At 39.1% G+C, this 13,144-nt stretch carries 12 protein-coding genes; 6 read left to right on the forward strand and 6 right to left on the reverse strand.

The features are described 5' to 3' along the window. Window positions 1-104 precede the first annotated feature (104 nt). The 3 genes from KSMBR1_RS08040 to KSMBR1_RS08050 all read right to left on the reverse strand — a co-directional run bounded on the left by KSMBR1_RS08040 (window position 105) and on the right by KSMBR1_RS08050 (window position 3,644). Window positions 105-509 carry a hypothetical protein gene (locus KSMBR1_RS08040; RefSeq protein ID WP_099324847.1) on the reverse strand — a complete coding sequence of 135 codons (405 nt, stop codon included), beginning with the start codon at window positions 507-509 and terminating at the stop codon, window positions 105-107. Between the two features lie 121 nt (window positions 510-630). Then, the gene (locus tag KSMBR1_RS08045) at window positions 631-1,062 is read right to left on the reverse strand and encodes a hypothetical protein (RefSeq protein WP_099324848.1); all 432 of its coding nucleotides are present in this window, start codon (window positions 1,060-1,062) and stop codon (window positions 631-633) included. A gap of 437 nt (window positions 1,063-1,499) precedes the next feature. Continuing rightward, window positions 1,500-3,644, reverse strand: coding sequence for a TonB-dependent receptor plug domain-containing protein (locus tag KSMBR1_RS08050; protein WP_169703196.1), 2,145 nt, complete (start codon window positions 3,642-3,644; stop codon window positions 1,500-1,502). A gap of 327 nt (window positions 3,645-3,971) precedes the next feature. On the opposite strand from KSMBR1_RS08050, the gene KSMBR1_RS08060 reads away from it, so the two are divergent. The 6 genes from KSMBR1_RS08060 (at window position 3,972) to KSMBR1_RS08085 (ending at window position 10,065) form a co-directional block, all read left to right on the forward strand. Then, the gene (locus KSMBR1_RS08060) at window positions 3,972-4,847 is read left to right on the forward strand and encodes a PhnD/SsuA/transferrin family substrate-binding protein (protein ID WP_157820467.1); all 876 of its coding nucleotides are present in this window, start codon (window positions 3,972-3,974) and stop codon (window positions 4,845-4,847) included. Continuing rightward, window positions 4,844-5,839: an ABC transporter substrate-binding protein gene (locus KSMBR1_RS08065; protein WP_157820468.1), complete on the forward strand. Its 996-nt coding sequence runs from the start codon at window positions 4,844-4,846 to the stop codon at window positions 5,837-5,839. Before KSMBR1_RS08060 ends, KSMBR1_RS08065 begins: the two co-directional genes overlap by 4 nt. A 391-nt stretch (window positions 5,840-6,230) precedes the next feature. Continuing rightward, window positions 6,231-6,902 carry a (d)CMP kinase gene (gene cmk / locus KSMBR1_RS08070; RefSeq protein WP_099324853.1) on the forward strand — a complete coding sequence of 224 codons (672 nt, stop codon included), beginning with the start codon at window positions 6,231-6,233 and terminating at the stop codon, window positions 6,900-6,902. A gap of 56 nt (window positions 6,903-6,958) precedes the next feature. Then, window positions 6,959-8,713 (forward strand): 30S ribosomal protein S1, encoded by a 1,755-nt coding sequence (locus KSMBR1_RS08075; protein ID WP_099324854.1) that lies wholly within the window; start codon window positions 6,959-6,961, stop codon window positions 8,711-8,713. Next, entirely contained in the window at window positions 8,714-9,550 is an 837-nt protein-coding gene (locus KSMBR1_RS08080) for a sigma-70 family RNA polymerase sigma factor (RefSeq protein WP_261341096.1), read from the forward strand. Continuing rightward, complete coding sequence (locus KSMBR1_RS08085) at window positions 9,550-10,065, forward strand: adenine phosphoribosyltransferase (RefSeq protein ID WP_099324856.1); 516 nt, start codon at window positions 9,550-9,552, stop codon at window positions 10,063-10,065. The genes KSMBR1_RS08080 and KSMBR1_RS08085 overlap by 1 nt, the downstream gene beginning before the upstream one ends. A 188-nt stretch (window positions 10,066-10,253) precedes the next feature. Here the strand turns inward: KSMBR1_RS08085 and KSMBR1_RS20910 are convergent, their stop codons facing one another. The 3 genes from KSMBR1_RS20910 to KSMBR1_RS08095 form a co-directional block, all read right to left on the reverse strand. Then, window positions 10,254-10,412 (reverse strand): hypothetical protein, encoded by a 159-nt coding sequence (locus KSMBR1_RS20910; protein ID WP_157820469.1) that lies wholly within the window; start codon window positions 10,410-10,412, stop codon window positions 10,254-10,256. Window positions 10,413-10,512: 100 nt separating this feature from the next. After that, on the reverse strand, window positions 10,513-12,000 hold the full coding sequence (gene trpE, locus KSMBR1_RS08090; RefSeq protein ID WP_099324857.1) for an anthranilate synthase component I: 1,488 nt from the start codon (window positions 11,998-12,000) through the stop codon (window positions 10,513-10,515). 16 nt (window positions 12,001-12,016) lie between these two features. Next, the gene (locus KSMBR1_RS08095; protein WP_099324858.1) at window positions 12,017-12,997 is read right to left on the reverse strand and encodes a PD-(D/E)XK nuclease family protein; all 981 of its coding nucleotides are present in this window, start codon (window positions 12,995-12,997) and stop codon (window positions 12,017-12,019) included. Window positions 12,998-13,144 lie beyond the last annotated feature (147 nt).

The following is a 13,144-nucleotide window of genomic DNA, read 5'->3' on the forward strand; positions in this document are numbered from 1 at the left end:
ATATTCCTTCATTTCAATAATGGAGTATAATAAACGGTTATTTTCCTATTTTCGGATTTTAAAGGTAATAGTCGCTAACCACGTTTTTCCATATCAAATCTTTTCTATTTTAATATCAGCCACCTTAATTCAAAATACAGTTCTGGAAATTCATAATCCTCATCTGAATTATTCCAGCATTCCCGGATGCATATAACTGCTTTGTCTGATTCTGAGTATGCCAAAGAAACAGTAAAATAATGTGCTGGGTTATCATACGTAGATGTAATAGGCAATTGCCTTTCATAACTACCATAATCACCACCAATATCTGCAAATCCCATAACACCTCTAATTTCAGATTCTATGTTACCAATTATAAATATTTGTGAGTCAAAACTACCTGCTCCAACCTCAATCGACTCAAACTCAACATCTACAATACCTTTATCATTAATTTTAACCCTATCTGCAAAAAGAGTTGTTGTGCTAACAAAAAGTACTGTTAAACAAATAAATATTTTATACATTTTTCATTCTCCTTCTTTGGCAATTAAAGTGACATCATATTAAATTTTAATTAAATGAATTAAGCAAGGTACTATCATAGAAATTTAAAAAAATGTTGTTCAATCAATTTTATGCTAACCTCTATTTATAACGTATTAATTTACATTTAATTTTTAAATTCCATGCGTAAGAATCTCTGTCTATAACATCATTATTAACAATGGTACGATAGAAAACAATTTTCCCCTTTTTCGTATTCGCAAATGCCACGTCCCAATATTCAATAATATTATCTGCTTTATCATCGGGTTCTAAATAAACAATTGCAGTGGTAGGAAGATTAAATATCCAGCTTCCAGATTCTACATTTGCCAATATTTGATGTGGAATTTTGTTTCCAAGTGTTTCAATATCATAACGTTCTGTTATGCCCTCACCAGCCTTAACGAGGACGCTTCCCAATTCTAAATCTTCTGTAATTCTATCAAACACCTCAATATCATCTGCAAAAACAATAGTTATAGGAATTGCAACTATTACCATCAATATTAAAAATATCATTATTTTTTTCATATCAATCCCTCCACAATTTTTAGAATAATGTTAAATGGCCTTTATAATAATCACTTTTCTTTCAACACAATCTCAATCTCCTTTTCCTCTCCTTCTTCAAGATTCACGCTATATTTTGATTAAAAAAATGCAAAAATAACAACTGTACCAATTTTGTACTAAAATCAACCCAAAAGGATAGAATTAATCGTAATGAATAAAATTGATATAACGCTTACAAACCCTTTATATTAAAGGCAAAACAGGAAATCGGTACAATATCAAGGACTTTAGAATTTTTACTATTTCATATTGCGAATCTGAACCTGCTCAGGGACATGAAGGGGTTGCAAAAAAAGAATGGAAATGTTCCAAATTAAGTATGGTGTCCCCTAAATCACCGGATTATTTATTTTCATCCCCGTTGCGACCAAATGCCCGTTGATGTTTCCTTTGTGTTAAAACTGATAACTTAATCCTACAAAATACGTCCTCCCCGGCCTTGGCAAATCCTCTGCTATGGAAACAGGCCCGGGGTCTTTATAGTCTTTATCAAACACATTAAATATCGTGCCCTGCACGTTCATTGTGCCAAAAAAATTTCTCCCGGTAACAGAAAGATTTACCAATGCATATGAGGGCATATCGTCCCTGCCGTCATCCTCCTCCCGGTATCGTTTCCCGCTAAAAAAGGCGCTTGCATTTGTGTTTATGTATCTGCATGGCTGCACATTGATCCCAATGTTGCCTTTATGCTTCGCCACAAAGGGCAGCTCATTTCCGTGATCATCCTCCGGATCCTGAAACGTATAATTAAAAAACACATAATTGCCAGGTGATACATTTATCTTCGTCTCTACCTCAAATCCCTGAACACGCGCATCACCGAAATTATCATACTGCCAGGTCTCACTGGCAGAATCCAGGGCGCGGAGCATTATAAGATTTTTGATATTATTGTTAAAGTAATTAATACTGCTCGTGACATGTTTGTTGAAGGTATACATCAATCCCATTTCCATTGTGCGGATAATCTCCGGGTCCAAATCCTCATTCCCCAATCTTGCAGGCTGATTCACGGTAAACATCTCAAGAAAGCTTGGTGCGCGAAATGCTTCGCCATATAAAAACTTCAACGTAGCGTTCTCCATAAACTTCCAGGTCAAACCGGAGCGGGGACTCGTCGCATTGCCAAAATCATTATATTCATCATGTCTGGCGCCTAAAGTAAGGCTTATATCCTCGGTAATATCCCAGGTATCCTGTATATAAACAGACCAGATATTCCTCGTCGTTTCTTTCAGAAAAGGATAGGTATCCGTAAAATCTTTCATCGATTCCAGCGGGTCCATGGTTAACGGGTCGAAATTTGCCGAATACCTGACGTCTGTTTGCTGAATACGCCGATATTCAAAACCCACTGTAATGATATTGCCGTCAAATAGTTCATAGTCGAAAGGCATCTCTGCGCCAATAATTCTCTGTATCACTTTCCCGTCGCCAACAAAGCCGTCGGGATATGTTTTAAAAGTATCATAGACGCCGTCGTTGTTTGTGTCAAAGGACAGGGTTGCGCCTTCCGGAAAAGATTCAACGTAGGAATCGTCGTCGAATTGATCGTAATAAACCCTCGGTTTTACGGTAAAGATATCTTCAAATGTTTTTTTGTATCCAACCTCGGCAAATACATAATTGCTCTCAATATCTGATTCATCGGCCAGTGCGTGCTGAGGGCCGATAAAAGGCCCCCGGTTTTTATTGTTATACCATCCCAGCAGATAAACATCCTTATACGCCATTTTTAAATGCAGACTATACTCCCTTCTCCAGTCCTCTACCTCTCCAGGGGCTTGCGATACGGCGGGAAATCCATAAGGGGACAACGATTTATCCAGCACAGACTGGCTGTCGCTTTCTACAATGCCGTCATAACCATTCGTATCTCTGTAATGCATCATGCCGGAAACTTCAATGTTTCCATATCGCTTGCCAAACACAATGTTTTCCTCCAACGTGTCATAGCTTCCAAAACCGCTGTCCACCAGTATGCCGTCTATATCTGCCCCGTTTTTTGTAATAATATTAATCACCGACAAAAAGGCATTTTCTCCGTACAATGCGGAACCCGGTCCGCGTATAATCTCTATTTTCTTAATATTTTTTAACGGGAAATCGTCAAAATTGCCAAAAGCGCTGCCGTCTAAGGGATTATTCACAAAGTGGCCATCAATCATTACCCGCACCCTGTTTGCGCCGTCAAGACCCCTCACCGCAGGAAATATTCCGCCAAAATTCCCCGATTTTAGTATTTCATAGCCCGGCACAGTCCGCAATAATTCAGAGAAGGTACGATATCCGGAATGGGAAATCTCCTCACCATTTAATACCGTTACTATGCCCGGCGCCTTGCTTATGCGCACCCCATGCCTGGTCGATATAGCAACTTCGGTTTCCGCCAGCAACCATCTGATCTCCTCATGAATTGCATTGGTAATTTCAACAGGTTCCGTATTTTCTTGGTAGGGGAAATCTTCCGCCAGGACAGGCATCATGGTGAAACTTGTGTAAATTGCGAAAAATGCTGTAATAATCAATCTTTTCATTTTAACGCCTGAATTTGCCAGAGAATGGCTATTAAGCATTTGCTATTAAGGATAAAAAAAATTGCGCAGAAAAAATGCAAGGCACATTGTCTCATCTTTATGAGCCGGGCAGGTTTTTATTCTCAACGTGAAAATTTCCGGGATTATACAAATAAGATTTTCTCAAAGCAACTCCATAAACCTTATTCGTTCATAAAAATGCTTGACACGCACAGATATTCATATATATTTTTCGTGCATATTGTTTATTTGTAATTTATTTGCGACAACCTTCTCGTCTCTTTCTTTATAATGTGTATGGGGATATACAGAAAAATAAAATGTATCTTGTCGCATACCTTTAACCATACAATTCCGTATTTTTATAAATCAGTTTTTTACAAAAGATGCACGCATGCAATATGGTTTCCCGCCTTTCTCTGCCTCTTTTTATTCACGAATAGCCTGGCGCCATGCGCTGAATATAAATACACCATCTATTTCTATAATCCGGAAACCAATATCAACAATTTTGCCTCACTCAAAAAGGAGTTCGATCTCTACCTTGCCAGATTTGGCGGGTATCAATTTCAACCGTTTAGTGAACGCGAAATATTTGAAAAACTTATCTCCGAGAAAAAAGACGGTATCTTCATTATTTCAAGCTGGCATTATAAACAACTAAAAGAAAATATTTCTATCGAACCAATCCTGGTTGCCGTATCCAAAAATAAATCTACGTGCAGGAGAATTTTTTCAACAAGCAGGATTATTAACGACATAAGCATGTTAAGTGGCATGAACGTAGCTTCCGCCAGCAGTGAAGATTACACGAAAAACGTCCTTATTCAAATGTTCGGGGAAAACAAAGGTGCTGTTGCTTCCTCTATAAAAATACTCTCTGTTCCGAAAGAAATAGACGCATTGATGTCCGTAGGTTTTGGAATGGCAGACGCTGCTGTTACCACAGATAGCAGCCTTGCAAAGCTTTCCGTAATAAACAGGAAACTGTACGACACATTAAAGCAATTATTGATCAGCAACGAAACATTGCTTCCTATTGTAGCGGTACCAAAACCCCAGGACGAAAATCACAAAAAACTGGCAAAAATAATTAAAGATATGGAAGCCGCCGTGGAAGGGAAAAACAAACTCAGTATGCTTGGGTTTGACGGATGGAAAATACTCAACGCATCGGAAAAGGAATACCTGGAAAAACAATGATTAAATACAAAAACAATCTAATAAATAACATCCCGATGCTTGCCGCTATCATGCGCGAACAAGGCAGAAATCGTACATTCATGGCATTCTTTTTAATACTATTTTCCTTTCTGTCAGGCTACACAAATACGTCATACCCGGATACCACTGAAAATGTACTCATTATAAATTCAGACATATCCATCAAAAACTACTCCCTGGCGCATACGGGATTCAAATCCGTCATTCCACACCCGAAAGGCGAAATAAACCTTGGCAATAAATGGAAAGAGAGGTCCGAAACAGAGAAAATTATTCGGGAATCTGGTCCGGCTATCATATATTGCATTGGAATTAAGGCATATCTCTTCGCACAGGAAGTGACGAACGATGCCACTGTAATATTTTCTTCAATCATAAATTGGAGACGTCTCACCATAAAAGAAAACACCTATGGCATATCCTCCGAACTGCTTCCGAGTATGCAATTGACGATGTACCGTTACCTCTTCCCGAAAACAAACAAAATCGGCGTTCTTTATAGTAAGGAATATAATGAAGAATGGATGCAGCAGGCAAGGGAAGACGCCAAAGATATTGGAATCTGCCTTGTTGGAATATCCATAAACAAAAGGACAAACATAACATCTGCCCTGAAAAAACTTCTTAAAAATGTCGACGCCATTTGGCTAACTTCAGACCCGGTTGTGCTATCAAAAACAGATGCCGTCAGCAATATATTCCAGCAATGCAATGCGGCAAATATTCCTGTGTTTACATACAGCGAGGCATTTATTGATGCGGGAGCGACTCTGGTTATTTCTGCTGACATTCCCACTACCGGCAAACAAGCCGCAAGGTTGACGCTCGACCTGCTCTCCCGGCAAGAAAAGATCGAAAAGGTTAACACCCCTGCCGGTTCACACATAAGCATCAACTTAAAAAAAGTTGCAGAAAATAAATTGATTTTAAACGCAGATGCATTAGATTCAGTGAATCAGATTATTCAATAAAACAGGGATTTTGCGGTGAATGCAACCCCTTTGTTTTTAAAAAATCCATCCATGCGTTAACCTCACGCTGACGTCGGTTTTTTACGAATGTCTCCGAACTAAATCAGAGACACACGGCTATGGGTCTGTATAATGGATGTGAAACGTGTTCCCGGCGCAGGATCAGGAATGTGTGTTCTAATCATAAAAATTGAAATTTTTTTAAAAAGACTAAAATGTTACTAAAAATCGTATTTTCTTATGCATGGTGATCCGCTTTTAATACGTCTTCAGCGTTACCTGATACCACAATAAAACACTTGCAATAAAATTCATAGTTTAGTATATTTGAAATTTCTCACCTTATGAGAATCGACATGGAGATTTCAGTGAATATACCGGGGAGGTTCGCTTGATAATAGCGATTGACGGGCCTGCCGGATCCGGCAAAAGTACGGTTGCAAAGACATTGGCAAAACACCTGGGTATTCGTTATCTTGACACGGGCGCCATGTATCGGGCATTAACATGGAAGGCTATGCAACATAATGTAAACCTCGATGATGAAAATGCTTTATGCAGGATTATGGAACAGACACAGATTTATTTTGAGAGTGAAGAAAAAGGGTTACAGGTATTTGTAGATGGCAGAAATGTAACCAAAGAAATTCGCTCACCATCGGTTACAAACAACACGCATCATATATCAGGCAAACCTGGCGTTAGGGCGATGCTGGTAAATCTGCAGAGAAAAATTGCCTCAAAAGGAAATACCGTTGCGGAGGGAAGAGACATCGGAACGGTTGTATTTCCTCAAGCGGAAAAAAAGTTTTTTCTTGACGCCAGAATAGAAATACGGGCCAAAAGACGTTTTCGCGAGAGAGAAACGCCGGACAACGAAAACTCGCTCGATAGTGTAATAAGAGAAATAGCATTACGCGACCAGCGTGACACAACAAGAAAGGATTCTCCTTTAAAAATCAGCGACGATTCAATTTACATTGATACGACAAATTTAACGTTAAACGAGGTGATTCACAGAATTATAAAAGAAGTGAATCCCCTTATAAAAAATAAAGTGTGATTTATTTTATTTCTTTTGTCCCTTTTTCATTTTTATTTCGGAGAAGTTATTAAATTATGGGTCTTGAAACTTTAAAACGTGATTATTTAAAGGAATATAATGTTAATGTAGCAGATATAGAAAATGACGTGGAATCAGTAATGGCAACAGAAGATGCCATGGAGAACGTACAGTCCGCTTATTATGATTCTGTCCTGCATTTTGAGGTCAACTCGATTCTAAAAGGCCGCATCATCAGTTCTATCGGCGATAACGTAATCATAGATTGCGGTTATAAATCCGAGGGCATGGTGCCCAAATACGAGTTCGACGACCCTTCCGAAATAAGAATTGGCGAAGAAATTGAAGTTTTATTAGAAGCAGTTGAAGACGATTCCGGACTCATAAAATTATCAAAACGCAAGGCCGACCGCATTCGTGGCTGGGAAACAGTTATTGCAAAATATAAAGAAGGGGACATTATTACCGGGCGTATTATTCGTAAGATAAAAGGAGGGCTGCTTGTAGATATTGGGGTACCTATTTTCCTGCCTGCCTCGCAAATTGACGTAAAACCACCGGGAGATATAGCACAATATGTTGGACAGGAACTTACCTGCAGAATTCTTAAAATTGACGAAGAACGGCAAAATATCGTTGTTTCACGAAGGAAACTGATTGAAGAAGAGCGGGAGAAAAAGAAAAAACTATTATTAATGGAAATAGAAGCAGGACAGACAAGAAAGGGCGTTGTGAAGAACATTGCCGATTTCGGCGCTTTTATCGATTTGGGTGGCATGGATGGACTGCTACATATTACGGACATGAGCTGGGGCAGGATAAGCCATCCATCAGAAATGCTTGCGATTGACGATGAAGTTGAGGTAAAAATACTCGATGTTGACAAAGAAAAGGAAAAAGTGGCTTTAGGGCTAAAACAAAAAACCGATAATCCATGGTTTAACATAGAGGAAAAATATCCAGTTGGTTCCAGGGTAAAAGGCCAGGTAGTTAATATCATGTCCTATGGGGCATTTGTTAAATTGGAGACTGGAATAGAAGGTCTTGTACATATTTCAGAAATGTCGTGGACACGTCGTATCAACCATCCTTCTGAGATTGTTGCCATCGGGGACATGGTAGAGGTAGTAGTGCTTAAAATCGATAGAGAAAAAGAAGAAATATCTTTAAGCATTAAACAAACAGAGGTCAATCCATGGACAATAATCGAGGAAAAATACCCGGCAGGAACGAAGATTAAAGGGCGGGTACGTAATCTGACAAACTATGGGGCATTTATAGAAATTGAAGAAGGCGTTGACGGTTTATTGCACATTTCCGATATGTCTTGGGCTAAAAAGGTGGCACATCCTTCAGAAATTGTTAAAAAGGGCGACAAAATAGAGGCGGTTGTTCTCTCTGTCGACAGGGAAAAGAAACGTGTTGCGCTTGGATTAAAGCAACTGCAAGACGATCCGTGGGAGAAAGAAATTCCTGAAAAATATAAGGTTGGCGATATTGTGAAAGGACACGTAACGAAACTCGCAAATTTTGGAGCCTTTTTAGAACTAGGACAAGGAATTGAAGGATTATTACATGTTTCCGAATTTTCAGATAAAAAAATCAGCAACCCTGCCGATGCGGTAAATGTAGGAGACGAACTAGAGGTGAAAGTAATTCGCATTGAGCCTGAAGCAAGAAAAATCGGTCTTAGTTTGAAGAAAATAGCGGCGCATCCTGAGGAAAAAAATAACTCTTCCGATAACTCTTCATCAGAAAAAGTAGTTCAAGAAGAAAAGGCGGAACCTTCCAGTGTCGTTGAATCCATTTAAATACAAGGAGATGGCACTACGGACTCTGCATTACAAGCCTACTTAAAAGAAATACAGAATATCCCTTTGCTTACTTTTGAAGAGGAACTGGAAATTGCCAGGAAAGTAGCAAAGGGCGATGCAGAAGCGCGGGAAAAACTAATAAAGGCAAACTTACGGCTGGTGGTAAGCATTGCAAAGGAATTTGTGAATCGCGGGTTTTCCTTTCTTGACCTCATAGAAGAAGGCAATCTGGGACTTATACGCGCCGTTGAGGATTTTGATATAACAACTGGCAATAGGTTCAGCACTTACGCTACTTGGTGGATTAAACAGGCAATTCGACGAGCTATTGCAAACAAGGCACGTATAATACGCATTCCCTCTTATATGCTGCAAAGAATTTCACAGATGAAACATGCCTCTTCCGGTTTGCTGAAAAAACACGAAAGATCGCCAAGCGAGCAAGAAATAGCAGCGGAAATTGACATCACTGCGCAAAATGTGAAAAACATCGAACTTTCCCTCCAGTCGATGACTTCTCTCGATGCTCCACTCGTTTCCGGCGCTGACATTATCTGGGCGTTAAGCGATATTACCCCAAACGGGAAAACGCTTCCTCCGGAAGAAGGACTGGAGGAGACGTATGAAAAAGAAACACTTAAAAAACTTTTGGATACCCTTGATAAACGTGCGGCAACGGTCATAACAATGCGCTACGGACTGGTTGACGGAGAGTCAAGAACACTGGAAGACATAAGCAAAATACTTAAAATAAGCCGGGAGCGTGTACGGCAGATCGAAAAAGAAACGATTCAAAAATTACACTATCTCATAACAAAAGAGGAAGATTCATAATGGAATATTTAAAAAAATTAATTCGCGATGTACCGGATTTCCCGAAAGTGGGAGTACTATTTAAAGACATAACGCCTCTTCTTCAAGACGCAAAGGGTTTGAAAGATTCGATAGCGTGTATTGCCAGCTACGTTGAAAACAAAAAAATAGATATTGTTGTCGGCGCGGAGGCGAGAGGCTTCATACTAGCGACAACGGTTGCTTTTTCAATCGGTACAGGTTTTGTTCCCATCAGAAAACCAGGGAAGCTTCCCTATGAAAAAGCAAGCATGACGTACAACCTTGAATACGGGACAGATACACTGGAAATACACAAAGATGGTATTAAAAAGGGACAACAGGTTCTCATGGTAGATGATCTTTTGGCTACTGGTGGCACAATGAATGCATGTTGCAAGCTGGTTGAGTCGCTTGGCGGCAATATTGTTGGTTGTGCTTTTTTAATTGAATTAGGTTTTTTGAACGGAAGGGATATCTTGAGTAAATATGACCTGTTTTCATTAATAAAATACTGATATCATTACAATTGATTTGCGTACAAAGCCGCAACCCGACGTAATTTAACAGTAAAATAGTTTCATGCCAGTGTACGTGAAAATTACCGGCAAAGAATTGCATTGCCGGAAAAGCCTTGCAATAAGTTATAATTTAAAACTTATATACAAATTTATATTTCTAAAATCAAATGCAGTGACTATAACAGTTAGCGCTTGCTTCCCGACAACCTGCCAAAATAAAACATTACGACCCCGATAAACAGCATAATCATTTCCATTTTCATAGAATCTTTTACTATTCCAAAATAAAGTGCATGTAATGCCACAATAATTCCTGCTATCTGCAAAATCCTTGAAAAATCCATTCTAACGGTCTCCGTGCTAAGTGTCACCAAACACATCTAAACTATTACCTGCAATACCTCCACGAAATGAACAAATGTTTTTTATTAAGCACACCACGCCTTACTTCATATTTTCCGCTATTTCAATCGCCAGCATCATCCCCTTTGCCTTATTTACCGTTTCATCAAACTCCTTTTCCGGTATTGAATCTGCAACGATTCCTGCTCCAGCCTGAATATACGCATGTTTATTCTTTAACACTATCGTTCGGATTGTAATGCATGTATTTATATTACCGAAGAAATCAAAATACCCTACAGCGCCACCATACGGCCCTCTTTTAGTAGGTTCCAGTTCGTCGATAATCTGCATTGCCCTAATCTTCGGAGCGCCGGAAAGTGTCCCCGCCGGCAAGCATGTCCTTAAAGCATCAAATGCACTTTTACTATCGTCTAGTTCGCCGCAAATACTCGAGGTAATGTGCATTACATGTGAATATTTCTCGATGACCATTTTTTCTTCGATGCGAACAGTATTGTAACGGGAAACTCTCCCAACATCATTCCTTCCTAAATCAAGAAGCATTATATGCTCCGCTCTTTCTTTGGGATCTTCAATTAATTCACCAGCAAGCTTCTCATCTTCATCATCAGACAGTCCTCTTTTTCTGGTACCTGCAATAGGCCGTACGATAACTTTTTTACCATCTACCTTTACCATTACTTCGGGAGAAGACCCTATAAAATATAAATCATCCATTTTAAAATAAAACATATATGGAGAAGGATTGATTACCCGCAACACCCTGTAAATATTAAAAGGTTCCGCCTCGGTCTCAGTCTTAAATCTCTGTGAAATTACCACTTGAAAAATATCTCCTGCACGAATGTATTCTTTGCATCGGTCAACTACAGATAAAAAATCTTTTCTTTCAAAATTTGAACAAAAAGACCGGCTCGTTTCTTTATCAGTCGTTATATCATCGCTTAACGACATGACAGGCGTTCTCAGCTTTTCAATAACACAATCAATTCTCTTGATAGATTCTTTATACAAATCTTCCAACTCGTTATTATCTACATATGCAGAACAGACAATCTTTATTGTTTTTGTCAAATGGTCAAAAACAATAATTGTGTCATAAAATAAAATCCTGATATCTGCCAGAAAAAGATCATCTTTAGGCATATCGGGCAAGGTTTCATAATAACGAATCACATCGTAACCGATGTATCCCACTGCACAGCAAAAGAAATCAGGAAGTTCTTTTATTTTTACAGGACGTAACCTACTCATCTCTCCTTCAAGAATAGCCAGGGGGTCTGTTGTTTGAATTTTTTCATTATTTCCATTTTTCCTCAAAATTTCTACATTCGTACCCATCGAAGTAAATTCAAGAAATGGGTCAGACCCAAGGATGGAATATCTCGAAATTTTTTCTCCGCCGGCAGCACTTTCAAGTAAAAAGGCATGTTTAGAATCTGATAATTTTTGAAATGCAGAAACAGGGGTAAGTGCGTCCGCAAACAGTTGTCTGTATACCGGCACAATATTGTTGGCCGAGGCAAGTTGTTTAAACTCTTCCAGGGAAGGATAGTAATTATTCATGTATTAAAAATTCTAGTTAAACAGAAAAAATCTCCGACTCTATATCTTCAACATAACTGTAAACTAATATACCTGAGTCTTTTGCAAATTCCATAGCCTTTTTATCTACCATTGGCGAGATCACAATAAGCTTCCGGGCCTTTCTGTTATGTTTTTTCTGATAGAAATCTACTTTTTTCTGAAATATATACATATCTGATTTGCTAATAGATGACTTTATCTCACATATCATAAAATGCCCGTTTTTTATCACTAAATCTAATTCTATCTGTTCAGGACGTCCAAAAATTATCCCTTCCTCATCATATTCAATGACATTAATTACATCTAATCCGGAAACCTCTCTCAATATTCCCTTCAAGGCATTCCTGAATGATTGTTCAGTCCTTAATCCCCACCGGGCGCCTAATGCGCCGATAGTGCTGTCATATTTCCGGTCCATCTTTTTGATAGATTCCATGATATCGCGAATAACCTTCTGGTTTTCTTCCCATTTACTTTCCTGTTTGTCCCACCGTTCAGCCTGCTCCTGCCAGCGCTGATCTTGTTTTTTCCACTTCTCTATCTGTTCCTGCCAGCGCTTATCTTGCTCTTCCCACTTCTCAGCCTGCTCCCACCAGCGTTTATCTTGTTCCTTCCGCTGCTCAGTCTGTTCCTGCCAGCGTTTATCTTGCTCTTCCCACTTCTCAGCCTGTTCCCACCAGCGTTTATCTTGTTCCTTCCGCTGCTCAGTCTGTTCCTGCCAGCGTTTGTCTTGTTCTTTCCACTTCTCAGCCTGCTCCCACCACCGATTGGTATCCTCCAACCATTTCCTGTTTTGTGTCTCTCTGTCTTCTGCAAGCTCTCTCAGTATCTTGTCAAACCGGTCTTCTGTCGTATCTTTGCCAGCAAAACATTCTTTAGAAATATGCAAGATAAAATCTTGTATCTCTTTGTCATGTTTAATAATATCCGGCAGTTCTTTGAGGATTATCTCGCGGATTTCTTTGGTTTTCATAATAAATACTCAAAATATTAGTTAACTCATTTGACTTACAGAAAATTTAAAGTTGTAGTAACGGTTAAATAAAAGTTTAACGGATTTTTGACCTTTTTCCATGCAAAAAAAATGGGTGTTGCCTCAGCAACACCCATTTCCAACCTA

Source organism: Candidatus Kuenenia stuttgartiensis (assembly GCF_900232105.1).
Lineage (GTDB): Bacteria > Planctomycetota > Brocadiia > Brocadiales > Brocadiaceae > Kuenenia > Kuenenia stuttgartiensis_A.